The sequence below is a fragment of the Tardiphaga sp. 215_C5_N2_1 genome, assembly GCF_052076055.1.
In the GTDB taxonomy this organism is placed as follows: domain Bacteria; phylum Pseudomonadota; class Alphaproteobacteria; order Rhizobiales; family Xanthobacteraceae; genus Tardiphaga; species Tardiphaga robiniae.
This window is the reverse complement of record NZ_CP197240.1, coordinates 5,849,606-5,875,594: the sequence shown is the minus strand read 5'-3', so window position 1 is coordinate 5,875,594 and position 25,989 is coordinate 5,849,606. Positions and strand designations below refer to the sequence as shown.

At 62.9% G+C, this 25,989-nt stretch carries 25 protein-coding genes; 16 read left to right on the top strand and 9 right to left on the bottom strand.

The features are described 5' to 3' along the window. Positions 1 to 127: 127 nt before the first annotated feature. Positions 128 to 1,072 carry a helix-turn-helix transcriptional regulator gene (locus AB7828_RS27930; protein ID WP_441232327.1) on the bottom strand — a complete coding sequence of 315 codons (945 nt, stop codon included), beginning with the start codon at positions 1,070 to 1,072 and terminating at the stop codon, positions 128 to 130. 479 nt (positions 1,073 to 1,551) lie between these two features. Between AB7828_RS27930 and AB7828_RS27925 the strand changes: the two genes are divergently transcribed. After that, a complete protein-coding gene (locus AB7828_RS27925) occupies positions 1,552 to 2,397 on the top strand; it encodes a tetratricopeptide repeat protein (RefSeq protein ID WP_441231756.1) in 846 nt (281 codons plus the stop codon). 85 nt (positions 2,398 to 2,482) lie between these two features. Continuing rightward, complete coding sequence (locus AB7828_RS27920; protein WP_441231755.1) at positions 2,483 to 2,914, top strand: hypothetical protein; 432 nt, start codon at positions 2,483 to 2,485, stop codon at positions 2,912 to 2,914. Between the two features lie 117 nt (positions 2,915 to 3,031). On the opposite strand, the gene AB7828_RS27915 is transcribed toward AB7828_RS27920, so the two are convergent. Beyond that, positions 3,032 to 3,406, bottom strand: coding sequence for an Imm63 family immunity protein (locus tag AB7828_RS27915; RefSeq protein ID WP_441231754.1), 375 nt, complete (start codon positions 3,404 to 3,406; stop codon positions 3,032 to 3,034). 221 nt (positions 3,407 to 3,627) lie between these two features. Between AB7828_RS27915 and AB7828_RS27910 the strand changes: the two genes are divergently transcribed. Then, positions 3,628 to 3,828, top strand: coding sequence for a hypothetical protein (locus tag AB7828_RS27910; protein WP_441231753.1), 201 nt, complete (start codon positions 3,628 to 3,630; stop codon positions 3,826 to 3,828). A 30-nt stretch (positions 3,829 to 3,858) separates the two neighbouring features. Here AB7828_RS27910 and AB7828_RS27905 read toward each other — a convergent pair whose 3' ends face one another. Beyond that, a complete protein-coding gene (locus AB7828_RS27905; protein WP_441231752.1) occupies positions 3,859 to 5,010 on the bottom strand; it encodes an arsenate reductase/protein-tyrosine-phosphatase family protein in 1,152 nt (383 codons plus the stop codon). 18 nt (positions 5,011 to 5,028) lie between these two features. Between AB7828_RS27905 and AB7828_RS27900 the strand changes: the two genes are divergently transcribed. The 4 genes from AB7828_RS27900 (at position 5,029) to AB7828_RS27885 (ending at position 7,326) form a co-directional block, all read left to right on the top strand. After that, positions 5,029 to 5,466 (top strand): hypothetical protein, encoded by a 438-nt coding sequence (locus tag AB7828_RS27900; RefSeq protein WP_441231751.1) that lies wholly within the window; start codon positions 5,029 to 5,031, stop codon positions 5,464 to 5,466. A gap of 301 nt (positions 5,467 to 5,767) precedes the next feature. Beyond that, complete coding sequence (locus tag AB7828_RS27895; RefSeq protein ID WP_441231750.1) at positions 5,768 to 6,472, top strand: sensor histidine kinase; 705 nt, start codon at positions 5,768 to 5,770, stop codon at positions 6,470 to 6,472. A 324-nt stretch (positions 6,473 to 6,796) separates the two neighbouring features. Continuing rightward, positions 6,797 to 7,015: a hypothetical protein gene (locus AB7828_RS27890; RefSeq protein ID WP_441231749.1), complete on the top strand. Its 219-nt coding sequence runs from the start codon at positions 6,797 to 6,799 to the stop codon at positions 7,013 to 7,015. A gap of 122 nt (positions 7,016 to 7,137) precedes the next feature. Continuing rightward, complete coding sequence (locus AB7828_RS27885; protein ID WP_068731284.1) at positions 7,138 to 7,326, top strand: hypothetical protein; 189 nt, start codon at positions 7,138 to 7,140, stop codon at positions 7,324 to 7,326. Between the two features lie 67 nt (positions 7,327 to 7,393). Here the strand turns inward: AB7828_RS27885 and AB7828_RS27880 are convergent, their stop codons facing one another. Next, a complete protein-coding gene (locus AB7828_RS27880) occupies positions 7,394 to 8,368 on the bottom strand; it encodes a VOC family protein (RefSeq protein WP_441231748.1) in 975 nt (324 codons plus the stop codon). Between the two features lie 208 nt (positions 8,369 to 8,576). On the opposite strand from AB7828_RS27880, the gene AB7828_RS27875 reads away from it, so the two are divergent. Further along, positions 8,577 to 10,439, top strand: coding sequence for a tannase/feruloyl esterase family alpha/beta hydrolase (locus AB7828_RS27875; RefSeq protein ID WP_441231747.1), 1,863 nt, complete (start codon positions 8,577 to 8,579; stop codon positions 10,437 to 10,439). 323 nt (positions 10,440 to 10,762) lie between these two features. Continuing rightward, positions 10,763 to 12,958, top strand: coding sequence for a TonB-dependent siderophore receptor (locus AB7828_RS27870; protein WP_441231746.1), 2,196 nt, complete (start codon positions 10,763 to 10,765; stop codon positions 12,956 to 12,958). A 277-nt stretch (positions 12,959 to 13,235) separates the two neighbouring features. Here the strand turns inward: AB7828_RS27870 and AB7828_RS27865 are convergent, their stop codons facing one another. Both AB7828_RS27865 and AB7828_RS27860 read right to left on the bottom strand, forming a co-directional pair. Then, positions 13,236 to 14,846: a hypothetical protein gene (locus tag AB7828_RS27865; protein WP_441231745.1), complete on the bottom strand. Its 1,611-nt coding sequence runs from the start codon at positions 14,844 to 14,846 to the stop codon at positions 13,236 to 13,238. A gap of 53 nt (positions 14,847 to 14,899) precedes the next feature. After that, a complete protein-coding gene (locus AB7828_RS27860; protein WP_089261652.1) occupies positions 14,900 to 16,192 on the bottom strand; it encodes an adenylosuccinate synthase in 1,293 nt (430 codons plus the stop codon). 473 nt (positions 16,193 to 16,665) lie between these two features. Here AB7828_RS27860 and AB7828_RS27855 point away from each other — a divergent pair, with 473 nt between their 5' ends. The 4 genes from AB7828_RS27855 to AB7828_RS27840 all read left to right on the top strand — a co-directional run bounded on the left by AB7828_RS27855 (position 16,666) and on the right by AB7828_RS27840 (position 21,072). Next, positions 16,666 to 17,187, top strand: a complete 522-nt coding sequence (locus AB7828_RS27855) for a FecR domain-containing protein (protein ID WP_439062394.1) — start codon at positions 16,666 to 16,668, stop codon at positions 17,185 to 17,187. 37 nt (positions 17,188 to 17,224) lie between these two features. After that, a complete protein-coding gene (locus AB7828_RS27850; protein ID WP_441231744.1) occupies positions 17,225 to 19,114 on the top strand; it encodes a CHASE2 domain-containing protein in 1,890 nt (629 codons plus the stop codon). 201 nt (positions 19,115 to 19,315) lie between these two features. Next, positions 19,316 to 20,668 (top strand): HWE histidine kinase domain-containing protein, encoded by a 1,353-nt coding sequence (locus AB7828_RS27845; RefSeq protein ID WP_441231743.1) that lies wholly within the window; start codon positions 19,316 to 19,318, stop codon positions 20,666 to 20,668. 11 nt (positions 20,669 to 20,679) lie between these two features. Further along, entirely contained in the window at positions 20,680 to 21,072 is a 393-nt protein-coding gene (locus AB7828_RS27840) for a response regulator (protein WP_231077883.1), read from the top strand. An 8-nt stretch (positions 21,073 to 21,080) separates the two neighbouring features. Here the strand turns inward: AB7828_RS27840 and AB7828_RS27835 are convergent, their stop codons facing one another. Continuing rightward, positions 21,081 to 21,272, bottom strand: coding sequence for a hypothetical protein (locus AB7828_RS27835; RefSeq protein ID WP_441231742.1), 192 nt, complete (start codon positions 21,270 to 21,272; stop codon positions 21,081 to 21,083). A 174-nt stretch (positions 21,273 to 21,446) separates the two neighbouring features. Continuing rightward, on the bottom strand, positions 21,447 to 21,656 hold the full coding sequence (locus tag AB7828_RS27830) for a cold-shock protein (RefSeq protein WP_068731259.1): 210 nt from the start codon (positions 21,654 to 21,656) through the stop codon (positions 21,447 to 21,449). 268 nt (positions 21,657 to 21,924) lie between these two features. On the opposite strand from AB7828_RS27830, the gene AB7828_RS27825 reads away from it, so the two are divergent. Further along, positions 21,925 to 22,626, top strand: a complete 702-nt coding sequence (locus tag AB7828_RS27825; RefSeq protein WP_441231741.1) for a class I SAM-dependent methyltransferase — start codon at positions 21,925 to 21,927, stop codon at positions 22,624 to 22,626. 6 nt (positions 22,627 to 22,632) lie between these two features. Here AB7828_RS27825 and AB7828_RS27820 read toward each other — a convergent pair whose 3' ends face one another. Continuing rightward, a complete protein-coding gene (locus AB7828_RS27820) occupies positions 22,633 to 23,544 on the bottom strand; it encodes a PhzF family phenazine biosynthesis protein (RefSeq protein WP_441231740.1) in 912 nt (303 codons plus the stop codon). Between the two features lie 287 nt (positions 23,545 to 23,831). On the opposite strand from AB7828_RS27820, the gene AB7828_RS27815 reads away from it, so the two are divergent. Continuing rightward, positions 23,832 to 24,593 (top strand): alpha/beta fold hydrolase, encoded by a 762-nt coding sequence (locus AB7828_RS27815; protein WP_439074074.1) that lies wholly within the window; start codon positions 23,832 to 23,834, stop codon positions 24,591 to 24,593. Positions 24,594 to 24,701: 108 nt separating this feature from the next. Further along, a complete protein-coding gene (locus AB7828_RS27810) occupies positions 24,702 to 25,949 on the top strand; it encodes a cupin domain-containing protein (RefSeq protein ID WP_441231739.1) in 1,248 nt (415 codons plus the stop codon). Positions 25,950 to 25,989 lie beyond the last annotated feature (40 nt).

Below are 25,989 nucleotides of genomic sequence, written 5' to 3'. Positions count from 1 at the left end.
GGGTCGACGAAGGTCTTCCAGGCCATTGTCTGTCTCCGTCCGTTATTGGCGTGGGCACGGTGATGATCTAGCTGATCGGATCTGCAACTGCCCCAGAGCGATTGACGTACCTGTCGAGAGATTGCGGCTAACGCGTCCGTCGGCGCCAATCGCTTGGACTTTCGCCGGTCAGCTTCCTGAACGCCGCTGCGAAGGCTGTCTGCGAGGCATAGCCAAGCGCCGCTGCCACCGACACGACCGATGCGTCGGTGTCGCGCAGCATGTTCATGGCCTGCTCGAGCCGGTGTTGGCGCAGCCAGGCATGTGGCGAAAGCCCGGTGCTTTCCTTGAAAGCGCGGCAGAAGTGAAAGCGCGACAGGCCGGCATCCGAGGCCAGGGCGGAGAGAGAGACATCCGTATCGCTGTCCGAGCGCAAACGTTCGATGGCACGTAGCAGCGTCTTCGGCGCCAGCCCGCCCATGGTCTGCTGGAACGTGGTTGGCGCGCCGGTGTGCGCAGCCAGGAGGCGCGTCGCCAGAAGATCCGTCACTTGCTGCCTGAACAGGGCATCCAGGGCCGCATTGCCCTCCAGGACGTCCGCCGCACTTATGAGCAACCGCGATGTGATGGGATCGGGATGCGCCGTTCGCTCCAGAAGGTCGCCAGGAGCGGCGATGTCGGCTTCGTGGGCAACGCGCTCGAGTATTCTGTGCGGAAGATAGAGCTGAACGACATCAACAGGTTTCGGAATATCCCATCGGGAGCTTGATCCTTCCGGAATGATGATCACAACACCGGGGCGAAACGTTCCAATCGCAACCGATCTTCCCGACCGCCGCTCCATGCGCTGCATCGAACCGTTGTAAGCCATGATGACGTGATGGGTCATGGGCTCGACGACGTCGTGCAATGGCTCATGTTTCCAATGGGTGATTCCGGCACCGGAGGAATCCAAAGCCATATGAAATGGTGTGGTCCCGAGCACGCGGGACATCTCCGCACCGGCAGAACGCCGCTCGGCATGGGACGGAGTTTCCTGCGGCGCCTCTGATGCGGCTGCCGGGTCATTCGGACGATCGTGACGCTTGGTCATGGACGTGCACCCGCAGCAAGGGTTCGTGTGCGTCCGATGAGACCCGTACCGCCCATGACGATAATCCTCATGACTTTCCTCCGATTGTTCGGGCCATCCGTGGCCTTGCTCCTGAAAGCACTGCCAGAATGCGCGCGGACGGGCCGGAAAGCCTTGTAGGCACCTTGAATTGCCGTTGAGTTTTCCTTGGCTTCTTGTGCAATCGACGCGCGGACGTGCAGTTTTCATTCAAAAATGATTGCCTGGACGCCGATCAGCCCGAGCTCAAGCGAGGCGCCCGAACTCGTCGCTGCTGGACCGAACCCGTTCGATCTGCTGCTCTTTCCGGTCCCGAACAATGACCCGAAGCGGAAACCGAGGATCCAATCATCGCTGATGAACTATTTGATCTGCGACCCCGACCAAGGGACAAATGAGCGTCCGGGGAATGGCGGTCGGGTATCCCGGCTGCTCCGGACAACGTGCGGAGACCACATGCGATGCAGATGCGCTTCTCAACATACCGGTTGTTCGCCTGCATGGCCGTGGTGCTTCTCGCCGGATCGCCGCGCGTGGCTGCCGCAGACGAGTGGGATTCCTGCGTAAAGCTATCAGATGACCTCGCGGTCGCAGGGTGCTCGCGCGCCATCGACTCGCGCCAATACACGGGGCGAAGCCTCGCGCGGGTCTATGCGCGTCGCGGCGGAGCGTACCGGGCACAGGGCGACCTCACCCGCGCCATGGCGGATTACAACGAGTCGATGCGGATCGATCCGACCTATCCGTCTGCCTACAACAGTCGCGGCAACGCTTGGTACCACAGCGGAAAATTCGATCGAGCCATCGCAGACTATAACCAGGCAATCCGGCTCGATCCGAAATATGGCTACGCCTACGCCAACCGCGGCAGCGCCTGGGGCGCCAAGGGCGACTTCGACCGGGCCATCGTGGACTTCGACCAGGCGATCCAACTCGATCCGAAAGATGCTGAAGCCTACTACAACCGCGGCAGCGCCTGGAGGGGCAGGGGTGACCTCGATCGGGCCATCGCGGACTACGATCAGGCGATCCAGCTCGATCCGAAACATGGGGCTGCCTACGTCAACCGCGGCAACGCCTGGGGCGCCAAAGGCGATTTAGACCGGGCCATCGCGAACTTCAACGAGGCGATCCAGCTCGATCCGAAAGATACCAAAGCCTATTACAACCGCGGCATGGCGCGGGAGATGAAACGCAGTCTGCGAGAGGCATTGGCTGACTTCAAGATGCACGCTCAACTCGCTCCGTCCGATCCGGACGGCCAGAAGGCTCTGAAGCGCGTATCGAAAGAATTGAGCGCAATATGACGGGGCGGCGCTGACATGGCTTGATGTCTGGAAGCGGCACATTCCAAGCGTCATGCCTCCGACATCTCCCATTCCCGCACCACCGATGTCCCGCGTCTCGCGATGCCTGATCGACATCGGGCGCATGATCGTCGGCCTGATCGCGGCGATTGTCATCGCGCCTTTGGCCATGGGAATTCTGCTGCAGCTCAGCCTTCGGCCCACCGGTGGACTCGCCGCGCATCTCGGCGCGGTCGTCACGACGGCTTTGCTGACTCTCGTTTTCGGCGTGGCGGGTTCGTTCAAGGCCACCGTTTTCATCGCCCTGCCCGGAATCCTCTTTGCGCGATGGGTCGGGATCATGTCGCCCGCGATGTGCATGATCGGCGGCGCCATCACCGGTGGCGGCTTCTTCGGCATCAGCGCCGCCGTTGGCTCCTCACTGCCGACCGAATGGGGGCTGATCGGCGCAGCGGCGTGCGGCGGAAGCGTTGCCGCGCTCGCTTACTGGTGGCTGGCGGAGCGTCACATCCGGTGACCGTCGCGACACCGCCAATGAGAACAATTGGCCTGTTTTGGGATCGCCCGACATAGCGAAGCCTGTCGCACCGCCCATTGCTCACATCACGCCTGCTTCCGCAGCGATGCATGCCGATCAACGCCCGTCGACATAAGGATGACGCGAGAGGATATCATCGAGTCCGGCGCGGCAGCGATCCGCCCATGCAGGATCAAGCCGGCCCAGCAATGCGAGCTGATGCGCAAAACGCAGGCGCCTGATATCGCCGGCGTTGGAATTGCGGTGCATGAGTTCATAGGTTCCGGCCATCGCCGAGGTGATGGTCTCGAAAGTCCAGTACATCAGCTCATCTAGATCGTCGGTGGTCCGCATGTCGTATCGCTCGCCGCGTTCGACGAACATGTAGTGGAAGTGCCCGTCATGCTCGATTAGCGCACGGCCGGAATCGACATGCCGATACCCCGGCAACAGCTCCTCGGGCGCATGGATGCGTACGGCAAGCACGCGCATGCGGTGATCGACTTGCTCAGGGGGTGTCAAGGCAGCGGCCTCGTGATTGGCCAATGCGGCCGTGGGACGGTGGCGGTAAGTCGGGATAACCGCGCACCAGGTTCACTCAGACAGAGGCACCAGACGGCAGCAGCATGCCTGAACCCGATCTTCGCGCGCGCCGACATATGGGACGAGGTGCCGTAGTCGATGTCCGAGCCAAGTCCCCTTCTGGATTCATCATGCAGGCGCTGGCATCAAAGCCGGAGGAGCGCGGCATTCTGTTTTACGTCATACTGACATTCACCGTCGGCATCGCCATTGCCGCGGTATGGCCGTTTGGCGGCACGCCGGCCGACGTCCTGACCGGCTATGGGATCGTGGTGGTGGCGGTCGGCAGCGGCGTGTTGCTGGTGAAGTGGTTCTTTCACAGCATCAATTGAAGCGGTCTTCGCGGTTCGCAGGCGTTGGCCTTACGCCACGCCCGCGCGATGCACGCACGGGGCAAACGGATCGACCGCCCACGCTTCGCCAGATTTGAGCCACGCTCGGCTGATATCAAGCCAATCCGCCAGCGGCAGCAACCGGAGACCAGAGGGCGTTGCCCAGCCCTGCGACTCCGTCACGAACGGCGCATCGTCATGAGGGCGGCGCACGATCTGAACAACATGCGTGATCCCGCGTGGACGCGGATGGTTCGCGGCCCATGCTCCACCACCCTGTCGCAAGCCGATCGTTGCAAAGCGCGGCAGGCTGTCGAGATCGATCCGATCGCCTTCGAGAATAAACCCGGTGCGGGCCTCGATGACCTCGATCATGCGATCGGACCAGGTCGAAATCCCGGCAATCTCACTAGCGCTGAAGACGTCGCCTCTGGATGCATCATTCATCGCTTGCATCGCACTGGACAGCAGCAGCGCAGCCCAGCCGGAGCAATCGATGACCGGCGGATCCCACGCAAGTCCTTCGGACTTGACGCCGCCTTTATAGCCGACCTGCCCCACATGGCGCTCGACGAGTTGCCACATGACGGGAGCGATCAGACTCGTATGGGGAGGTTCAGCCAGCTCACGCACCAGACGCGCGACATGCGTTTTCAGCTCGCCCAGCGCGACGTCGGGAGGCGCCACGTCGATGTCATGTACGTGCCAATAGGTCACGCGATCTTCCCAACCCGGAAAGCGCGTCACCAGCAAGGTGCGGTGCTCGGCCTCCTTCACGGCCACGATCATATCGGACGCTGCAAGCGCATCATGCGTACAGACCGCCGGCATCCGCGACGCGCCAAGGGGCGCAATGCCATCGATGGTCAGAGCGTCGATGGTCTGCCGCGCCATCGGGCCGACATTGTCCTTGCCCCGCTCGATGGCCAGGGCGTGAGACGCCGCCTCCCAGTCCAGACCGGCACGGCGCGCCAGGTGATTGAAGAGTTCTTCCGCATAGCGGCTGCGATAGTAGTTGCCGGTGCAGAGGAAGAGGACGGTCCTGGCCATGGCCGAGTGTGTTTGGTGGGGCCTGCATTTGTCAATTGCAGCGCCCTCGGGGCCCGCGCAGCGCCGAAGGCCCATGGACCCCGCGGCCATTTTGCTGAATTGTGCCGGCCTCGCCTTGCGCCAACGAATCATTCCTCGGAGGACATCCCCATGTCGCGCTCGCTTTTCCGCACCACCCTCGTCACCGCCCTCGCCTTGATCGGCGCAAGCCTGTCCTCCGCGGCTTTCGCCGATAGCGGCACGATCCGCATCAATGTGCTGAAGGGCGGCTGGTTCATCGGCGCATCGGGCGGTTCGGGCACGCTGACCTTTCGCGGGCGGACCTATCCGCTGTCGATCGGCGGCTTGAGCGCGGGCCTCGTCTTCGGTGCGTCGCAGACCTATCTGTCCGGCCGCGTCAGCCGCATCAACAGCCCGGGCGATGTGGCCGGCGTCTATGGCGCAGGCGGCGCGGGGGCTGCCGTCGGCCGCGGCGTCAGCGCCATCGTGCTCACCAACGAGAAAGGCGCGCTGCTGGAACTCAGCGGCCGCCAGACCGGATTGATGGTTAATGCCGATCTCTCGGGCCTCGCCATCTCGCTGAGGTAAGCGGCGAGCCCATAAGCGGAGCGCTACGGCGCGTTTCAAACATGGCGGGCCGTTCTTTTGCGGGATACCGGACCGTGGCCGGCGACCGCGTGCGCTGGCTGCGCGCCGACGGCAACTGCCGCGCAACGCGGATGCTTGATTCGATGGTGGATATCTCGCGGCGGAAGCCCGATCAGCGGGCGACCGTCCGCCAGTCCGTAATCAGCCCGGTCGCCTGTGGCCCGTTCCGAACGCACATGGGCAGGTCAGCTGGCAATACCTTCGCAATATACGGCGCTCCGCCAACCTGTTACTACGGGGAATGACCATTCCCGCGCCGCGGTCGATCGAGAACGAACCCGACTATCTCAAGGAACTGCTGGCCAAAGCCGGCGTCGACGCGCAGGCGCTCGCCCTCGCGGCGAAGCTGCAGGAAGTGGTGATCGGGGAACTGCATCACCGCGTCAAAAATACGCTCGCCATCGTGTCGGCCATTACATCGCAGAGCCTGCGCACAGCCGGCAGCCTCGAAGAAGCTGCCAAGACCATCGGCGATCGCCTGCAGGCGCTGGCGGTGGCGCAGGATTTGCTGATCCGCGAGACCTGGACCGGTGCGAGCTGCCGTTCGCTGATCGAGAGCGCGGTGCGCGCATTCCAATCCAAGAGCCTCGATCAGTTCACGATCACCGGCGACACCCTCGCCATCTCGTCCGGACCTGCCATGTCGCTGTCAATGGTGATCCACGAGCTTTGCACCAATGCCACCAAATATGGCGCGCTGTCCACGCCGGCCGGCCGGGTCACGATCTCGTGGTCAACGACGCAGGATACGCCGAAGCGCTTCATCCTGCGCTGGATCGAAAGCGGCGGACCGCCGGTGATCGAACCGTCACGGAAGAGTTTCGGCAGCCGTCTGATCGAACAGGCGCTGCCCGGGCAACTGCAGGGCGAAGCACGCCTGCGCTTCGATCCCGATGGCCTCAGTTGCGAGGTCAACATTCCGCTCAGCGTCATGCAGGAACGCTAGGCGCGAGTGCCACGCCGCAAGCCTGCGCAAGAATGACCGAGCGTTAGTTAAACACCACATTCAGAAAGCCGCAGCGTCATCGATCGCGCGAATGTGCACGCGATGTCACGCCGGTTTCACAAATCCTGAAGATTTTTGCACTGCGTTTTATTCGAATGCGCAAGTCGTACTGCGCGTGGCGGGATGTCGCGCAACACCGCGTGAAGGTTCACGCCCGCACTTCAAAACAATGTCACCAGCCGTCATCCACGTTTCATCGCACGGGCCAAGATACGCCCCAATGCGCCAGCATGGTCCGCGCAGCTCGAGACGACGGAGTGTAGCATGACAACCGACCCGACACCGAAGTTCGACGCAAACTATGTGGCCACGCTGCGCCAAGTGCTGGATATCGCTGTGCAGCAGATCGCCGTGCAGCATCGCACCCCGGCGACGAAGGCGATGATGGCGGAGACCATCGTGCGCCAGGCGGCCGGCGGCATCACTGACGCCCATGCGCTCGTGTCGCATGCCGTGACCGCAGGCGCCAACGGCGCGCCGTAACATCGCTGCGCAATCTTTCGCAACGCGAAAAGCGGGAACTGCCATGTATTTGATGGCATGCCGCCACGTCTTCGCCAAACCGGACGGCGAAGTTCCATCGAAGCCGATGGAAAAAGATACCGATGATTATGTCAGAAAATTATTTCAGAGACCGCGCGGACGATTGCAACCGCCTCGCCCGCGAGGAGAGCGATCTAGAAATGCGCGGCATGCTCTGCGATCTCGAACTGGATTATCGCGCCAAGGCGCTCCATGCTGCAGCCCATGGCTGGCGCGACGCGCCGCGGTATTTCGAATTGGCTGAGGCGTGAGGTTAGCTGTCATTTCGGGCGCGAAGCGGCGCCGTCAGGCGACGGTCGCGAACCCGACCGCCAGGGGTTACGCTTTCACGAGCCGCACCTGAGTGCCCCAGGGATCGGCGATCGCAACGCCATCTGCGATCGACTCGCCTGACAGGCCCGCTGCCGCAAGGCGGCGCTTGCGGTCGGCCATCACGGCATCATCGGCAATACGGAGCGAGAACCAGGCCAGCCCGGTCTCCTGCACATTGCGCGGACCGCTGCCCGCGCTCTGCCATGTGTTGATGCCGATGTGGTGATGATAGCGACCTGACGACAGAAAGGCGACACCCGGCCGCCCGAGCCGCGTCGGCTCCATCCCGATCAGCCCCTCATAAAAACTGCGACCGCGCGCGACGTCGCCGACGCGCAGATGCATGTGGCCGATACGCAGCGCCTTCGGCGCGGTGTGATACTGATCGCGAGTCGTGTCCGTCTGCGCCACGATGTTGTCGATGTCGAGCTGGTCGGTCCCCATGGTGACGGTGTCGCCGGTCCATTTCCACGCCGATGGCGGCCGGTCCGAATAGACCTCGATGCCGTTGCCCTCGGGATCGGTGAGATAGGAGGCTTCGCTGACATGATGGTCGGCGAAGCCATCGAACGGCGTGCGCGCCAGCGCGGCATGGACCAGCCAGCGCGCGAAATCGGCACGGCTCGGCATCAGGAACGCGGTGTGAAAAAGCCCGGCGGTGGTCTGCGCTTCCAGTGGCGCATCGGGCCGATGGATCAGATGCAACAGCGCCACGCCATCGACGCCGAGCACGACCTCGGTCTTGTCCGCGCTGATGGTGTCGAACTTCAGCAGGTCTATGTAATAGGTCCGCATCCTGCCGAGGTCGCGGACGCGCAGCGCCGCGGCGCCGATACGCATCGGCGTCTGCTGCGCGAAGGGGAGCGCAGCCGACGCGGCCGCGCCGAGATCGACACCGCCCTCGGCACGCACCGCGCCCATCAGCGCGGTCTGGCTGGCAGCAAAGGCGGCGAGCTTCATCACCTGTCGGCGCGTGGTCATGCGGGGGTCCATGGCGGCAGAAGGGGTTCAAGAGCGGATCATTGTGGATAGCAGGCGACCGCACGGGGTCAAATCACATCGCTGTAGGCCCAATCCACGGGGCCTTTTTAACATAATGTTACGTTCCGACATCGTTTTGGTAGTTGATCGCAGAGGCGAAGTGAGGAGAACTCACCCCAACTCAAAAATAAAACAGACGGGAAACGCCATGTCGACAGCCCCCCACATCATCCGTGATGACAACCGCGCGCGTGCTATCGTGACGGCGATGGCCTTGTTTGCCGCGCTATGCGGCACCACCGCCCCCGCTTCCGCACAGCAGCTCGCCTGCGACGACGGTATCAAGACTGCATTTCATCCGGATGAGGCCACCACCGTGGTGGCCGTGCGGGCGATCAAGAAGGGCGAGGAACTGGTCGCACAGGATTCGCCCCGCCCGATCACCATGGCGGCGGACATGTGCCTTGTGAAGCTTCTGGTCGGGCCAGGCTTCACGGCGGAAAAGGACAAGACTGCGCGCTCCTGGTCCGAGGGCATCGGCATCGAGGTCTGGCTGCCGACACCGGCGAACTGGAATACGCGCATCCGCAATTACGGCGGCGGCGGCTGGGTCGGCGGTGGCCATCGCACTGCCGACAAGATCGGCAGCAAGGTGCCCGCCCTCGTCAACGCCAATATGGGTTATGCCTCGGGCACCACCGATGCAGGACAACCCTGGTATCAGGACGGCTCCTTCACCTTTCTCTCCGACGGCAAAGTCAATGCCGAAGGATTTCGCGACTTCTCGGTCCGCGCCATGGTGGAGCAGGCCGTCAAGACCAGGGCGCTCGTCACGCTGTATTACGGCAAGGCGCCGGCTTACGCTTATTACGATGGCCACTCGCAGGGCGGCCGGCAGGGCATGAAGATCGCCCAGGACTATCCCGAGCTCTATGACGGCTACATGATCGCGCAGCCGGCGCTGAACATCCCGCAATTCGGCACGGCTGCGCTATATCCGCAGATCGTGATGATGACCGAGCTCGGCTTCACAGCGCTCGACAAGCCGAAAGCCACCGCCTTCGCCGCCAAGATCGAGGCAGCGAACAAGCGCGCCCTCGCCGCCTGCGACAAGGCCGGGATCGGCTTCCTGCTCGATCCGTTCGCCTGCGATTACGATCCCGCACGCGATGCCGCAGCTCTCTGCAACGGCGAGGCTGGCGAGGGCGTTACCGGCAATAATGCCGATGCGGCAACCTGTATGAGCCTGAAGGAAGCGATGGCGCTCGACAGGATCTGGTTCGGCGCAACGCCCGATGGCAGCTACGACGCCGCGCAGAGCTCCGACAGCCGCAGCGGCAAGGCGCTCGGAACGAGGCAGGTGTGGTGGGCCTTCACCAGGACCACGGCGATCGGCAGCCAGATCACCGGTACAGCCGCCGGCAGCGTGGCTTTGGCACTGCAGGACGTCCGCTACGCCGCCGATGCCAGCGCCACCAACCCGTCGGACATTCCGTTCAACACCGGCTCGACCACCGAACGCAACAAGTGGCAGGAGCTCAGCTATGCCGACCTGGCCGATACGGTGAACAAGAACCTTGCCCTGCAACCCACCCTGTTCAGCAATCTCGGCACCGACAAAGCGGATCTCGGCAAGTTGCGCGATCTCGGTCGCAAGATCATCGTCTATAGCGGCCTTGTCGACGACGCGATCCCTCCAGCGGGCAACGTCAACTATCACGAGCGCGTCGCCGCACAGATGGGCGGTCATACCGAGGTGCAGAAGTTCATGCGGATGTATCTGCTGCCCGGCTCGGCCCACAGCTCGCAGGGCCGCGCCTATACGGTCAGCGGCCAGAACGACTCCGTGCCGCTGCCGAAACTGCCGGGGAATGCCAACCAGACGCCGACGCGCGAGCAGGATCAGTTCTTCATCGCGCTGACGGACTGGGTCGAGAAAGGTGTGGCTCCCGGCGAGATCACACTGACGTCGCGCGACAGCAAGTTGAGCTATCCGGCTTGCGTCTATCCGTTGCGGACAGTGTGGAATGGTGGAGCAGTGACACAGGCGGCGAGTTTCGGCTGCAAGTAGCTGTCATTCCGGCGGCGCGAGAGCGAAAGCTCTCGCCTCTCGTTCGTCATGGCCGGACTTGATCCGGCCATCCACAAATTGCCGCTCGGCACGCTCCTGCGATTTTAACGATTCTAGTGTGTAGAGGTTCTAACTTGGCAGGTAATGCCATGCGCGATTTGATGTCCTAGAGACCACGCAGGAATCGGGCTCAGTCAGTCCGAACGACATGCGGGGCGTTATCGGTGGGGATCGTCGAAAGAAAAGTCACCAAGGCAATGTGTCTTGGTGCAGCAAGTTCTATTGTCTTGTTGATGGGCCTGTCAGCGCAGGCAAGCGCACAGATGTCAACGCAAGCCACGGGCATGGAGCAGCCTTCAGCGCGCGCCACACAGCTCGATCCCGTCATCGTTCAAGGCAGCGCCGACCGGCGCGCCAAACCCAAGAGCACTGCGCGCAGCAGCGCGTCGCACAGCGCCGCACGGGCGGCGCGCACAGCCACGCGTCAGGGAACAGTCGCGCCGAGCAACGCGCCGGGCGCTCGCGCAACGGAATCCGCATGGGCTCCCGTTCAAGGCTATGTGGCCACGCGAAGCGCCACGGGCACCAAAACGGATACGCCTCTGATCGAGACGCCGCAGTCAATTTCAGTGGTGACGCCGGAGCAGATGCGCGACCAGGGCGCGCGGACCGTCGGTGAGGCGCTGGCCTATACGGCCGGCGTGCAAACCCAGCCCTATGGCTACGATGCCCGCTACGACCAGTTCCTGATCCGCGGATTTGCAGCTAACCAATACGGCAACTACCGCGACGGCCTGCGGCAGGGTAACGGCTCCTTCGCCTATTTCCGCAACGAACCCTACGGTGCCGAGCGTCTCGAAGTGATGCGCGGTCCGTCCTCGGTGCTGTACGGCGCCAATGAAGCCGGCGGCATGGTGAACTATGTCAGCAAGATGCCGCTAGAGAAGCGGCTCAACGAAGCCGGGCTCGATATCGGCAATTTCAATCGCTATCAGGGCCGTTTCGATTTCAGCGGGCCAACGCTCGACAACGACAAGCTGCTCTATCGCTTCACCGGCCTCGTGCGTGACAGCGGCACGCAGATTCCCGGCACCTGGGACGATCGCGTGTTTCTGGCGCCGAGCTTCACCGCGAAGCTGGGCGAAGACACGACGCTCACGGTGCTGGCCGAATACGAGCGCAGCAAGACGTCGATGTGGCCGTATTATTTGCGCAACCCGGCGACGGGCGTGGTGACCAATATTCGTCTCGGCGATCCGTCATTCGATGCGCTCACGCAGTCGCAGGCCTCGGTCGGCTACAGGCTCGAACATCGCTTCAATGAGGCTGTGACGTTCCGGCAGAACGTCCGGCTCGGGCACGTGTCGTTCGAAGGCAACATGGTCGATGCGCTCAGTCTCGCGCCCGACGGCCGCACGTTGAACCGCTACGCGGCAACCTTCAAGGAAAGCCTGAACACCTTCAATATCGACAATCAGGTCCAAGCCAGGTTGGCGACCGGCCCGATCAAGCATACGGTCCTGGCCGGAGTCGATTACTTCCGGCAGGGAACGACCTTTGGCTCCTATGCGGGCGTCGGTCCGTCGCTGGATCTGACAAATCCTGTTTATAGCACTTCGGCGCCGACATTGCCCTTGTCGCTTCTGGGCGCCAACAGCCAGACTCTCGGTCAGCTCGGACTTTACGCGCAGGACCAGATGGCACTGGGCGGCTGGCGGCTGACCATCGGCGGCCGGCAGGACTTTGCCGAGCTCTCGGACCATAACGACCTGTCAGGCGTGACCACCACGAGCGACCCAAGCAAGTTCACAGGCCGCGCAGGATTGCTGTATCTGTTCGACAACGGGCTCGCGCCTTACGTCAACTACGCGACATCATTTCTGCCGCAGAGTGGCACGACGGCACCCGGGCGCGGCGCGACGCCCTTCGCGCCGACGACCGGTGAATCGTTTGAAGCCGGTATCAAGTATCAGCCGCTCGGCTGGAACAGCTACTTCACGGCGACCTGGTTCAACCTGACCAAGGACAACGTCCTGACAACCGATCCGGTCTTCGGTTCGCCGTACTCGGTGCAGACCGGCCAGATCCGCTCACGCGGAACCGAACTGGAGGCGGTGCTGTCTCTGGCAGAGGGACTCAAGGGTGTCGCGTCCTATAGCTATACTGACGCCACTGTGACTCGCAGCAACGGGGCCGATCTCGGCAAGGTACCGATCGGCGTGCCCACCCAGCAGGCGGCGATTTTCCTCGACTACACCTGGCAGACCGGTCCGATCGCGGGCTTCGGTGTCGGCGCCGGCGCACGCTGGATCGGCCAGACCTGGGCTGACGACATCAATACGATCAGAAATCCTGCGATCACAGCGTTCGATGCGGGTGTGCATTACGATTATCGCGGCATGCGCCTGGCCGTGAATGCGCGCAATCTGTCGGACGAGCGTGTTCCGATCTGCAACGGCGGCACTTGCACCTTCACACAGGGGCGCACCGTTCTCGGCAGCCTGACAACGCGATGGTGAGCGCGCGCCTGCGAAACCTCTGGTGAAGCAGTTCTGGCTGCGGGAATGACCTGGAATGGTGGAGCGGTGACGCAGGCGGGTAGCTTTGAGGGCAAGTAACGGTAGCCTCAACATCGATTTGTTGGTCCAGGCAATGCACTCTCATTCGTCATGGCCGGGCTTGACCCGGCCATCCACGCCTTCACCTGTGACAAGACGCGGATGCCCGGCTCAAGGCCGGGCATGACGTGGATAGATCGGTGCAGATCACGAGCGGCTGACCAGCGCGCTTGATCTATTATTCGCCCCAGGCCGCGAAGGCGTCGTTGAAGGCACGCTCGCCGGGCGAGCCCTTCTCGATGGCGATGATGGCGCGGCGCTGGTTGGCATAGACCAGCGGGATATCGAACCATGACCGCTCCTTCAGGAGCTGCAGGTTGCGCGCGCGATCGCTTTCGACATTGCTGAGACCGACCAGGAAGAAGCCGTCGGTGACCTTGACCGCGAGGCCGGCCAGCGGCGTGCCCCGTGCCTGCTCGTTCGACTTCATCAGCACGCCAGGGACGTTGGCGATGCCACCGCCGGCGAAATCGGGCGGCAGAACGAAAGTGAGTTCAGCCGTGTGGCTGGCAGGCAGCGACGTGTCGGTGTTGCGGCGGAACGACATGGTCATCTTGAACTTGCGTTCCGGAATCTCGATGTCCGCGCGCACGGCGATGTCGCCAGGCTTGCCGCCGGTGCCCTTGATCTGCTCGGTGCGCCAGACCACTGTGCCGACATATTGCCGGCCCTTCGGCTCAGCCGGGTCCTCGTCATACAGAACGACGCGCTGCGCGACCGGCGCGATCTGATCCGACGACGACGGCTGACCGACGCGATCGGCGATTTTCGGCCGCGGCGCCAGCGGCGCATCCTTGTTGTCGGTAACGACGGGCGCCGAACCACCGGCGAAACCGCGCACCATCTTGTTGATCGTCGGCCAGCCCAGAATCACAGCGCCGATCAGGATCATCACGATGCCGATGAGAAGCGCGGTCTTGAACGGGAAACCGCCGCTGACACGCTTCGGCTTCGGAGGCTTGGGCGGCTTCGCCTTCTTGCCCTTGGAATCCTTGATGCGCGACGGCGGCACCTGCGACTCGTCGCCGTCCTGGTCGTCGTAAGCTGTCTCGTCGTAGCCGAAAGCTTCGCTCCGCGCTTCCATGCTGGGTTCGAGACGATCGAATTCCGGCGTCGGAGACGGCACGTTGGCGTAGGTCTTGCGCGCGGCGCGGTTGGCCTGGGCAGCGGCGCGGCCGAGATCGTCGACATCGGCGGTGACGTCGCGGAAGCCGCGCATGGCGGCATCGCCCTGGTCGCCGCGGGCCGGCGGGGGTGCCGCCGGATTGTTTTCGAAGCGGCGCGGCGTGCCTGATCGTTCGCGGGTTGGCGGACCGTTCGGATCCTGCGCCCCGGCATTGGGCGACTGCTGCTTCGGAATCGGCGGCGGATCGACGCGCAAGGTGCGCGGCGGGCGCGGCTCTTCCGGCCCGCGGGGAGACGCCGGCGTCGGCGTGATCGGCTGACGGCCGCGCGGCGACGGCTCGGCCGGCGTGGCACCGGCACGCGGCCCGGCATTGCGGAAAGCATCGCCGGCGCGCGGCTTGCCGTCGCCCGTCGTTCCAGCCCCCGCAGGCCGCGACGCATCGCGAGCGCGCTGGGCAGCTTCGGATTCGACCTTGCGGACGGCCTCTTCGAGCGACAGCCGCTCGCGGGTGATCTCTGACTCGCTGAGCGGCGGCTCGACACTGCGCAACTGGGCAATCAGAGCCGTGCGGGCGCGCTCATAGAGCGCGCGCCGCTGCTCACCGGGAGCACTGGGGTCCAGTCCGGCGATGGCACGGGCGATCAACGGGTAGTAATCAGCCATCTCGACTCAATGTTGCGGGTGCATCAATTTGGAGGCTATCCGGTAACAGTCCGTTAAGCCTCGAACGGGTTTTGCACCAGAATAGTATCTTCGCGTTCCGGGCTCGTGGAAAGCAAAGCAATCGGACAGCCAACCAGTTCCTCGATCCGGCGCACGTATTTAATCGCCTGCGCCGGCAGATCGGCCCATGAACGGGCGTTCGCGGTCGGCTCTTTCCAGCCTTCGATGGTCTCGTAGATCGGCTCGATCCGGGCCTGGGCGCCCTCGCCGGCCGGCAGATAGTCGATTTCTTTGCCGTCGAGCTTGTAGCCGACGCAAACCTCGATGGTGTCGAAGCCATCGAGGATGTCGAGCTTGGTCAGCGCCAGACCATTGATGCCGCAGGTGCGGACAGTCTGTCGCACCAGCACCGCATCGAACCAGCCGCAGCGGCGCTTGCGCCCGGTATTGACGCCGAATTCCTTGCCGCGGCGGCCGATCTCTTCACCGATCTCGTTGAGCAGTTCGGTCGGGAACGGACCCTGGCCGACGCGCGTGGTGTAGGCCTTGCAGATGCCGAGCACATAGCCGACCGCGCCCGGGCCCATGCCGGTGCCGGTCGCTGCCTGCGCAGCAACCGTGTTGGACGAGGTGACATAGGGATAGGTGCCGTGATCGACATCGAGCAGCGCGCCCTGCGCACCTTCGAACAGGATCCGCTTGCCTTCGCGGCGCTTGCTGTCAAGCAGCCGCCAGACGGCCTCAGCGTAGGGCAGCAGCACCGGCGCGAATGCGGAGAGCTCCTTCACGATGTCAGCCGTGTTGAATTCTGCGAGGCCGAGACCGCGGCGCAGCGCATTGTGATGCGTCAGCAGGCGATCAACCTTGTGTGGCAGCGTGGCGAGATCGGCGAGATCCATCAGACGGATGGCACGGCGGCCGACCTTGTCTTCATAGGCCGGGCCGATGCCGCGCTGGGTGGTGCCGATGGCGGTGGCCTTGTTGGCATTCTCGCGGAGCGCATCGAGCTCGCGGTGCAGCGGCAGGATCAGCGTGACGTTTTCGGCGACGCGCAGATTGTGCGGGCCGACATCGACGCCCTGGCCGCGGAGCTTGGCGACTTCATCGACGAAGGCCTGCGGGTCGAACACCACGCCATTGCCGATCACCGAGAGCTTGGACTGGCGCACGACGCCGGACGGCAGCAGCGCCAGCTTGTAGGTCTGACCATTGATGACCAGCGTATGACCGGCATTGTGGCCGCCCTGATAGCGGGCGACGACATCAGCCTGATCCGACAACCAGTCAACGATCTTGCCCTTACCCTCGTCGCCCCACTGGGCGCCGACGACGACAACATTGGCCATTTGGCGCTAGTCCTCTGAAAATACACGCGTCGAAGCGTGATCAGCGCGGAAAACGGTCTGCCGTTTGCCGGATCACGCCCAGGCATCCGCCTAAACGCGGCCAATGATCTTGGTTACCCAAGTCTTCCAGGACGCTGTCTGCGATGCAAAACGGGAATAAAGGAAGCGCGGGGGGAAAACAAGCACGAACGCCCCGAAAATGGCCTCGTTAGCCTCATGCAAACCTTTGATATCCCCTGAAAATCCGGGGCGATGTGGCGAGATTGCGGCAGCGCTCGCGGCCCGATTACTGAGAATGCTTCTCAATCTCACATGGTCGTGAGATCGGCCATCCCGGGTGGATCTGCCCTCGTTGTGCCGCGGCGTCGCCCTATATGGGTACCTCCGAGCGTTAATCACGCCGCTCGCCCGCTGACGTTGAACGGAATCGCCCGCCGGCCGCCTTACCGATGTGGCGTTCAGGAGTAACCAACATGACCCATTCAATCAGGCTGGCGGCGGCCATCGTCGCTGCGGCGTGCCTGTATGGCAGCGCTGCATCGGCGCAGCAGGCCGGCCCCGGCTGCACATCGAGCCAACGGGTCGGCGGCCCACAAACCCTGCACTGCGGCGGCGTGACGATCATTGCTGAAAACGGCGCGCGTTTCACGCTGCTCGACCGCGACCGCAACGGCCGTGTCGACGGCGTCGACCTGCAAAGCAAGGCCATTTTCATCAAGGCCCCCAAACAGAAGGCAGGCAAAACCTTCGAGGTGATGACACCGCAAGCGATCGCCGCGGTGCGTGGCACCAAATGGGCGGTGGACGCCGAGGGCAGCAAGACCTCCGTCTTCGTCGAGACCGGTCGTGTCAGCGTCAGGCGTGTGACCGGCCCCGGCAGCGTGAGCCTCGGCCCCGGTGAAGGCGTCGATGTCGATGCATCAGCGACACCACTCGACATCAAGCGCTGGCCGGCGCCGCGCGTCGCCGCATTGATGGCAAGGCTTGGTCGTTAGCAAGGCTTGGACGTTAAAGAGGCCTGGATACGCGACGATGATGAAGGCCAGCAGATTGCAGACACCGCTCGCCATGGTCCTTGCGGGCGTGTGGGCAGCGGCGCTAGCCTTTGGACATAACCGCGGCGATGTCGGCTTTCTCGACCGGTTAGAGGCGACGCTGACCGACCTGCGCATCCAGATCCGCGGCGTGAAGAAACCACCCGATCTCGTCACCATCATCGCCATCGACGATCGGGTCGCGCGCGAACAAGGCAGCTATCCGCTGCCCCGCGCCACGCTGACGACAATCATCGAGGAGATCACACGCTGCAAACCGAAAGTGCTCGCACTCGATCTGCTGCTGGTCGATGCCGGCGCAGCGGAAAGCGATGCCGCACTGGCGCTGGCGCTCGGCAAGACCAACACCGTCGTCGCCGCGGCGGCGCTGTTCAGCGAGTCCAAACAGACCGTGGCCACCAAGGAGGCCGGTCCGCTCGCGGACCTGCCGGTGGCATCGGGATTTCTCCTGCCGCTGAAAGTCTTCGCCGATCAGGCCACGGTCGGCGTGGTCAATCTCAATACCGACAGCAGCGGCGTACCGCGCTCGATGCCGATGCTGATGCGCTCGGCCGACCGCGTGATGGTGTCGATGCCGCTGCGCGTCGCATCCGCCGCCTCGCGCGACGATGCCCAGATCGGCGAGTATAATTTCTCCCTCGCCGGCACCCATGTCCCGACCGATGTCGGCCATTTGCTGCCGATGTCTTTCTATGGGCCGCGCGGCACGATCCGGACGATCAGCGCATCGGAGGTTCTGGCGGGCAAACTCCGCCGCGCCGATGTCGAGGACCGCGTCGTCGCCATCGGCGTCACCGTCAGCGGCGGCGGCGATTTCTTCTCGACGCCGTTCGATCCGGTGATGCCCGGCGTCGAGGTCGTGTCCACCGCGATCACGCATCTGCTCGCCAAGGACACCTTGCTACGCAACACCTCCATACGGCTGTTCGATGCCGGCTTTGCGATCGTCCTGGCGATGCTGTGCATCGCCCTGCTCGCCTGGCGGCGCAATACCGTCGGCCTCATTGCGATCGTCGCCGTCGTCGCATTGTGGGCCGTGATCAACACCGTCGCCTATGCCCATGGCATCTGGATGAGCGCTGCATTGCCGCTGGCCGCGGCTGTGCCGCCGGCCATGGCGTTCGGCGCGCTGCAGATCTGGAGCAGCCGGCGCAGCGTACAGCATTTCGCCGCCCGCAGCGATCTGCTGCGTCAGTTCCAGGCGCCGGGCCTGCGCGACTGGCTGATCAAGGATCCGGACTATCTGTTGCAGCCGGTGCATCAGCATGCCGCCGTCATCTTCATCGATATCTCGCGCTTCACCGCACTCAGTGAGACACGCGACGCAGATGCGGTGCGCGAATTGCTGAAGTCCTTCCACGCCATGATCGATCAGGTGACCCTCGCCCATGGCGGTGTGGTGACAACCTTCATGGGCGACGGCGCGATGATCCTGTTCGGATTGCCTGTGGTCGCCGATGACGATGCCGCCCGTGCCGTGCGCTGCTGTATCGAACTGACGACGCGCACCGGCACATGGATCGCCGGTCTTCCGCCTGAGATCGCCAGCCAGATCGGATTCAAGATCGGCGCACATTTCGGCGATATCGTCGCATCGCGTCTCGGCGGCGCCAGCTACCAGCACATCACCGCGACCGGCGATACCGTCAATGTCGCCAGCCGGCTCATGGAGGTCGCCGCGAGCCACGGCGCCAAGGTGGCCTTGAGCGACGACCTGCTGCGCGCCGCGGGAGCGGACTGTGCGGTGCGCGCGACGGGGGCGCTGAGCGGCCCGACCGAAGTCCAGATCCGCGGCCGCAGCGGCGCGGTCAGCGCGTGGCTCTGGCACGACGGCAGCGCGGCCGAGGCTATATCGACCTCAGCATAAATCGACGCACGCGGCAGCGCCGCGATTGAGCCGGAACCCGGTCTGGTCTGGCACGTTTGCTCGAAGACCTGTTAGCGTACATCCGCAACCGTATCTGTTTGCGGCCGTATTTCATTGCAGCGTATTTTTGCGATCGGAGCCGCAGCTCCCGGGGTATTCGTGGATCAATCGTTAGGACCTATTCAGGACGCCAATTCATTCTTGCGAAGTTTGCTCGAAGCATCGGGCGACTGCATCAAGGTTCTCGATTTCGACGGCAACCTCATCTTCATGACCGACGGCGGCCAGCGCATCATGGAGGTCACGGACTTCGGCGCGATCAAGGGCTGCCCATGGCCTGACTTCTGGCAGGATCAGGGCAATATCGACGCCAAGGCGGCTGTTAGAGCCGCTCAGCTTGGGCGTACCGGACACTTCCAGGGTTTCGCCACCACGATGGCCGGTACGCCGAAATGGTGGGATGTCACCGTCACTGCCATTCCCGGCCCCGATGGGAAACCGCATCAGCTGCTTTCGGTGTCGCGCGATATCACTGCATCGCGTGCCGTGGATGTGGCGCTGCAGGCCAGCGAAAGCCAGCTACGACTTGCACTCGACGCCGCTGACACTGGAACCTGGGATCTCGACCCGCGTACCGGCGTGCTGCAATGGGACCGGCGCTGCTACGAATTGTTCGGCCTCACCTTCGGCAAGCCGATCTCGTTCGACGTCTTCCTGCAAGGGCTTCATCCCGACGATCGCGACGTCACTGAGAAGGCGTGCGTGAACGCCATGAAGCTGGACGGACCGCAGGCCTATGACATCGAATACCGCACCATCGGCCTCGATGACGGCATCGAGCGCTGGTGCTCGGCCAAGGGCCGTGCGGAATTCGAAAACGGCGAAGTCAGTCGCTTCATTGGAACCATTCGCGATATCGGCAAGCTGAAGCGCGCCGAAGCGCAACAGCAAATGTTGACGCGCGAACTCGAGCACCGCATGAAGAACACCATGGCCATGGTCGGCGCCATCGCCAGCCAGACGTTTCGGACCGCCGCGACCAAGGAAGAGGCGCGTACGATCTTCGATGCGCGTCTGGCCGCGCTCAACCAGGCGCATGACATCCTCACGCAATCGAGCTGGACCAGCGCGTCGATGCCCACGGTGATCGCAGGCGCGCTGGCCCCGCATCGAACGGGCGAAAAGCGTATTCGCGTCTCGGGCCCCGAGGTGGAACTGACGGCCAAACAGGCACTGTCGCTGGCGCTCGCGCTGCATGAACTCGCAACCAACGCCACAAAGTATGGTGCATTATCCGTTCCGGACGGAACGATAGATATCGACTGGGCTTGTCACACCGGCAGCGACGGGCCGGCGTTAGGTTTCGCGTGGCGCGAATCCGGCGGCCCCGTCGTGGCGCCGCCGACGCGACGTGGATTTGGCTCACGACTGATCGAAGGTACGCTGTCTGCCGACTTCGGCAGTTCCGTCAAAATCGAATTTTTGCCCGAAGGGCTCACATGTCGGTTCGAAACCAGATTGAGCGATCTGGCTTCGGTGCCCGACGAAAGGTGACACCAATTTTTATGGCATCACTCCAAGAACTCAATGCACGTGACATGCAGCGGCCCGCCGTCCTCATCGTCGAGGACGAGCCTCTGCTCCGCATTCACGCGGCCGACATCGTCGAGGAAGCCGGGTTCTTCGCTATCGAGGCCAACAATGCCGACGAGGCCGTGCGAATTCTGGAAACGCGCGACGACATCGTTCTGCTGTTCACCGACGTACAGATGCCTGGAAGCATGGACGGGTTGAAACTGGCCCACGCGGTACGCAACCGCTGGCCACCGATCAAGATCGTAATCGTTTCCGGCCATTTGCAGGTCGCCAAGAACGATCTGCCCGACGACAGCCGCTTCTTCGGCAAGCCGTTTGAGACGACGAAGATGATCGCGGAACTACGCGCGCTGATCGGCTAGAGCCGGCGCTATTGGACGGGTTGCTCGCCGACGATGGCGCGATCGATGGCGTCGATCACGCTCTGAATCTCGACAAACTTCATGCGAGCCCGTTCCGCATTATCGCGATTGAAGGGCGCCGCCAGCACTTTTGCGTGCGCATCACGTTCCTCGATCATGCGCATACGCGCCGCCTTGAGCGTATCCAGACGTTCAATCATCTTGATCGATCCTCATATCGGACGCTGAAATCAGGCGTATGATCATGCGTATAGCATGAAGCCCGCCGGTGATGATCACCGGCGGGCTTCAGTCATTCAAAATCTATCAGACGACGCAAAACTTGTCGGTCGAGAAATCCCAGTACATCCGTGGAAATTTCAGGACCTTCAAGCTCAGATCGCGCGGAGATCTTCCGCGCTGGTCTTGCCGCGCATCTTGTCAGCCTTGGCTTCGAAAGAAACCTTCTGGCCTTCATTGAGCGAACCCAATCCAGCGCGCTCGACTGCACTGATGTGAACGAACACATCCTGGCCGCCGTCATCAGGCTGAATGAAACCGAAACCCTTGGTCGCGTTGAACCACTTAACTGTACCGACTGCCATAACTATTCTCCAAGATGTGCGAATGCGCGAGCCCTACGCGACATCGCGTGAGCCCGATCCGATTTCAACGATGTCTTGGGGAATGGAGCCGATTACGGCGCGGTCAACAAGCCAGAGCATATATTCGAATAACTGCAATATAGACGATTTCAGCTGAATTACAAGAACAATGATTCCAGAGCGTGTTTAACGAGCATTTACAACGCTGAACTTCAGATCGAAGCTGGCTACGGAACTCTGATTTACCGTTGCTGCAGCGGGCACGCGAATGGACAGATCGAGGCGACGCACACCGGTTCTGGCCGAAATTCGCTTCGCCGAGCGGCGCTGCGAATTCGACGGGCTCGATCTCACCACGCGTTTCGAGCTGATCTATCGCACCAATCTGTGGGGCGCTGAAAAATCGCAATCCGGCCTCGGCTCCGAACTCGACGCAACAACGTCACTCCGCCGCGACCTCACGCAATTGCTGCGGCGATTGCGGGTGCAATCGATCCTCGATCTGCCCTGCGGCGATTTCACCTGGATGGCGCAGCTGGACCTCGGCGGTATCCGCTATCTCGGCGCCGATATCGTTCCGGATATCGTGGCAGCCAATGCCGCGCACTATGGCCATGCAGGCCATATCGATTTTGCCCGACTCGATCTCGTCAGCGATACCCTACCCGCTGCCGATCTGGTGTTGTGCCGCGACTGCCTTGTGCATCTGTCATTCGCCAACATCCACCGCGCCATCGCCAATCTGAAACGCTCCGGCACCTGCTGGCTGCTGACCACGACATTTCCCGACGCATCAGCCAATCGCGATATCGAGGACGGTGACTGGCGCGTACTCAATCTGCAGCACGCACCGTTCCTGTTTCCTGCTCCCCTAGCCGTGATCAACGAAGGCTGCAGGGAAGCTGGCGGCGACTATGCCGACAAGTCGCTGGCCCTGTGGCGCGTGGGAGATCTGCCGGGCGACGTGTGATTCAGCTTACAGGTCGATACGGCCCTGCATCACCGGCACGCAACGGCCGGAAATGCGAACGCTCTCAATATGTCCATCACGCTTCCGCACCTCGACCTCAATGAGGCTGCGGCGCCCCATCTCAACGCCCTGCTCGATGGTGATGGCACAGACGGCGTCGCGACGCGGATCCAGACTCACCAGATAGGCCGCGAGCGCCGCGGAGGCGCTGCCGGTGGCCGGATCTTCGGGCACGTTGCTGAGCGGCGCGAACATGCGGGCGCGCAAATGATCGATGCCGTCGCCGGTGCGGACATAGATGAAGGCCGAGAAGCGATCGTCGCGGTGCCAGTATGTCTTTCCCGCGACCTCAAAGGCAGATGTATTCGGACGCGCGGAGGCCAGTACATCGAGACCCGACAGTTCAGCGACAGCGAAAGGCAGGCCGACGGAGACGATGCGCGGCGGATGCGTGTGTGACACGACCGCATCCGCCGGCAGCGAGATGCAGCCGGCCAGCGTCGCTACATCGACTGCGTCACCGATCTGAACGGATTGCGGCGCGACAAAGCCGGCGCCGACGACCTCCCCACCATCGCGCAACAGATCGAGATGGACGAGGCCAGCCTTCTCTTCGAACACCATGCGATCGCCGACAGGCTTGCCGAAGGCCGTGCGCTGACGGCCAAGCACGAATGCAGTGCCGACATTGGGATGACCGGCGAACGGAATCTCATCGGTCGGCGTGAAAATGCGAACGCGTGCGGTATGCGCGGGATCATCCGGGGGAAACACGAAGGTCGTTTCTGAATAATTGAACTCGGTGGCGATCTTCTGCAGCAGCGCATCGTCGATGCCGCGCGCATCGGGAACAACCGCCAGCGGATTGCCGCCGAAGCGGGTATCCGTGAACACATCCACGGTGACGTAGTCGATCATCCTGCAGCCCTCACCATTCCGTTACCGCTGGGTTCGCCGACGTAACAGTCGGCGCCGGCCCTGCGTATTCGTAGCCATAAACCTAGGTATGCCGGCTGCACACCACCGTCCGATTCACCGCAGCCTCGCCATCCCGTAAACCCGATAATGTCATGCCGATCCGCTCCCGTTCGAGCTGACCGGCGCGAACTCGTCAAGTGCAACATCCATGCTTCCTTCATCCCTCCGGCCAGGACAATCGCCGGCAACCGAATGGTGATACCATGTTGATGAACTCCCTCTCCAAGATGACGCTGCGTGCGATGCTGATGGCGACCATGTGTCTGCTGACGGCGCCGATGGCGCAGGCTGCAACCGCAGCGCCCGTGAAAGCCAAGAACGTGGTTCTGGTGCACGGCGCCTGGGCCGACGGATCGAGCTGGGCCGGAGTCATTCCGCTGTTGCAGAAGGCAGGACTCCATGTGACGGCCGTGCAGAATCCACTGAGCTCGCTGGACGACTCCAATGCCGCGACGCGCCGCGCATTGGCGCTGCAGGATGGCCCGACCGTCCTCGTCGCGCATTCCTGGGGCGGCACGGTAATCAGCGACGTCGGCACCGACCCGAAGGTCTCGGCGCTGGTCTATGTCGCGGCCCGCGCGCCGGACGCCAATGAGGACTTCGTCGCGCTGTCCGGAAAGTTTCCGACGGGTGAAGTGCGTGCCGGCATCCAGACCCATGATGGCTACACCCAGCTCTCCGAAGACTCGTTCCTGAAATATTTCGCCAATGGCGTTCCGCGCAAGCAGGCCGAAGTGCTCTATGCCGTGCAGGGCTCGACCGCCGCATCGATCTTCGCAGGACGCACCACCGCAGCCGCGTGGCATGACAAGCCATCATTCTATGCGGTGTCGAAAGAGGACAAGACGATCAATCCAGATCTCGAGCGTTTCCTCGCCAAGCGCATGAATGCGACGACGATCGAACTCAATGCCGGCCATCTCTCGCTGGTGTCGCACCCGAAGGAAGTCGCCGACCTGATCCTCGCAGCCGCAGGCATCAAGAAGTAGAGCTGTCTCTTACCCCTTAACAGCGCGCGTCGGGGGTACCCGGCGCGCAACGCTTTCATCGATCCGACAATCATGACGCAGATCTGCGTCGCAACAGGAGGACGTCCCATGTTCTCACGGAGAGATCTCATGGCCGCAACAGCATCGGGCATCGTGATGAGCGCCGCAGCATCGGCACAGGCCGCGACATTCGGCAATCCGGATCTGCCGCCGCAGGGCGCGGTCAATGCCAAAGGGCCGAACAATCTGAGCGATCCCGGCCCGCAAAATCCCATCATCGCCGGCCAGTTTCCATCATCGCAATTGCCGCCAGCGACCGATATCGGCGGCATGGCGCTGCCCTGGGCGACGTTCAACAATGCACCGCGGCGCATCCAGAATGGCGGCTGGGCACGGCAGGTGACGCAAGCAGACTTTGCGATCTCGACCACGATCTCCGGCGTCAATATGCGGCTCACCGCCGGTGGCATCCGCGAGATGCATTGGCACCAGGCCGGCGAATGGGCGATCATGACTTACGGGTCGTGCCGGGTGACCGTGCTCGACAATCAGGGCCGGCCTTATGTCGCCGACGTCAGCGCGGGCGATCTCTGGTACTTCCCCTCCGGCGCGCCGCATTCGCTGCAGGGCCTTGGCCCCGATGGCTGCGAATTCGTGATCTGCTTCGATGACGGCCAGGCCAACGAGTTCAATACGCTGCTGCTGTCGGACTGGATCGCGCATACGCCGCCGGAAATCCTCGCCAAGAATTTCAGCGTGCCGGTCGAAAGCTTCGCGAAAATCCCGCTGCAAAATCTCTGGATCTTCCAGGGCACGGTTCCCGGTTCGCTCGCGGCCGATCAGGCCTCGTCCTATCGCGATGCGGATGTTGCGCTCTATCCGTTCACCTATTCGCTGGGATCGTCCAAGCCGGTCAAATCGACACGCAACGGCGAGATCCGGATTGCCGATACCAGCAACTTCACCGCTTCGGCGACGATTGCGGTGGCGCTGGTGACGGTGAAGCCCGGCGGCATGCGCGAGATGCACTGGCACCCGAATGCCGACGAGTGGCAGTATTATCTTGCGGGTCGCGCGCGGATGACGCTGTTCAATTCCGGCCCGAACGCCACCACCATCGACTTCACGCCGGGCGATGTCGGCTACGTCAAACGCAACTTCGGCCACTATATCGAGAATACCGGCGACACCGACCTGCAATTCATCGAAGTGTTCCGCACGGCACATTACGAGGAAGTGTCGCTGTCCGACTGGTTGACGCACACGCCGCCGGCTCTCGTCGCACAACACCTCAACGTGGCACCGGAAGTCATCGCCAAATGGCCGCGTCAGGCACCGGGCATCATGCCGGTATGAGCCGCAACATGCACGGGAGGCCACAGAGCTTCCCGTGCCT

Bases quoted from the DNA above. Each gene is read 5' to 3' on its own strand.
- AB7828_RS27815 (WP_439074074.1), top strand. From the start codon at position 23,832: ATGACGCTGCGTGCGATGCTGATGGCGACCATGTGTCTGCTGACGGCG.
- AB7828_RS27870 (WP_441231746.1), top strand. From the start codon at position 10,763: ATGTCAACGCAAGCCACGGGCATGGAGCAGCCTTCAGCGCGCGCCACA.
- AB7828_RS27895 (WP_441231750.1), top strand. From the start codon at position 5,768: ATGACCATTCCCGCGCCGCGGTCGATCGAGAACGAACCCGACTATCTC.
- AB7828_RS27830 (WP_068731259.1), bottom strand. From the start codon at position 21,656: ATGGCAGTCGGTACAGTTAAGTGGTTCAACGCGACCAAGGGTTTCGGT.
- AB7828_RS27890 (WP_441231749.1), top strand. From the start codon at position 6,797: ATGACAACCGACCCGACACCGAAGTTCGACGCAAACTATGTGGCCACG.
- AB7828_RS27850 (WP_441231744.1), top strand. From the start codon at position 17,225: ATGATGAAGGCCAGCAGATTGCAGACACCGCTCGCCATGGTCCTTGCG.
- AB7828_RS27820 (WP_441231740.1), bottom strand. From the start codon at position 23,544: ATGATCGACTACGTCACCGTGGATGTGTTCACGGATACCCGCTTCGGC.
- AB7828_RS27880 (WP_441231748.1), bottom strand. From the start codon at position 8,368: ATGACCACGCGCCGACAGGTGATGAAGCTCGCCGCCTTTGCTGCCAGC.
- AB7828_RS27900 (WP_441231751.1), top strand. From the start codon at position 5,029: ATGTCGCGCTCGCTTTTCCGCACCACCCTCGTCACCGCCCTCGCCTTG.
- AB7828_RS27885 (WP_068731284.1), top strand. From the start codon at position 7,138: ATGATTATGTCAGAAAATTATTTCAGAGACCGCGCGGACGATTGCAAC.
- AB7828_RS27840 (WP_231077883.1), top strand. From the start codon at position 20,680: ATGGCATCACTCCAAGAACTCAATGCACGTGACATGCAGCGGCCCGCC.
- AB7828_RS27855 (WP_439062394.1), top strand. From the start codon at position 16,666: ATGACCCATTCAATCAGGCTGGCGGCGGCCATCGTCGCTGCGGCGTGC.
- AB7828_RS27920 (WP_441231755.1), top strand. From the start codon at position 2,483: ATGTCCCGCGTCTCGCGATGCCTGATCGACATCGGGCGCATGATCGTC.
- AB7828_RS27810 (WP_441231739.1), top strand. From the start codon at position 24,702: ATGTTCTCACGGAGAGATCTCATGGCCGCAACAGCATCGGGCATCGTG.
- AB7828_RS27915 (WP_441231754.1), bottom strand. From the start codon at position 3,406: ATGCGCGTGCTTGCCGTACGCATCCATGCGCCCGAGGAGCTGTTGCCG.
- AB7828_RS27925 (WP_441231756.1), top strand. From the start codon at position 1,552: ATGCAGATGCGCTTCTCAACATACCGGTTGTTCGCCTGCATGGCCGTG.
- AB7828_RS27825 (WP_441231741.1), top strand. From the start codon at position 21,925: ATGGACAGATCGAGGCGACGCACACCGGTTCTGGCCGAAATTCGCTTC.
- AB7828_RS27865 (WP_441231745.1), bottom strand. From the start codon at position 14,846: ATGGCTGATTACTACCCGTTGATCGCCCGTGCCATCGCCGGACTGGAC.
- AB7828_RS27835 (WP_441231742.1), bottom strand. From the start codon at position 21,272: ATGATTGAACGTCTGGATACGCTCAAGGCGGCGCGTATGCGCATGATC.
- AB7828_RS27860 (WP_089261652.1), bottom strand. From the start codon at position 16,192: ATGGCCAATGTTGTCGTCGTCGGCGCCCAGTGGGGCGACGAGGGTAAG.
- AB7828_RS27875 (WP_441231747.1), top strand. From the start codon at position 8,577: ATGTCGACAGCCCCCCACATCATCCGTGATGACAACCGCGCGCGTGCT.
- AB7828_RS27930 (WP_441232327.1), bottom strand. From the start codon at position 1,072: ATGACCAAGCGTCACGATCGTCCGAATGACCCGGCAGCCGCATCAGAG.
- AB7828_RS27910 (WP_441231753.1), top strand. From the start codon at position 3,628: ATGCAGGCGCTGGCATCAAAGCCGGAGGAGCGCGGCATTCTGTTTTAC.
- AB7828_RS27905 (WP_441231752.1), bottom strand. From the start codon at position 5,010: ATGATTCGTTGGCGCAAGGCGAGGCCGGCACAATTCAGCAAAATGGCC.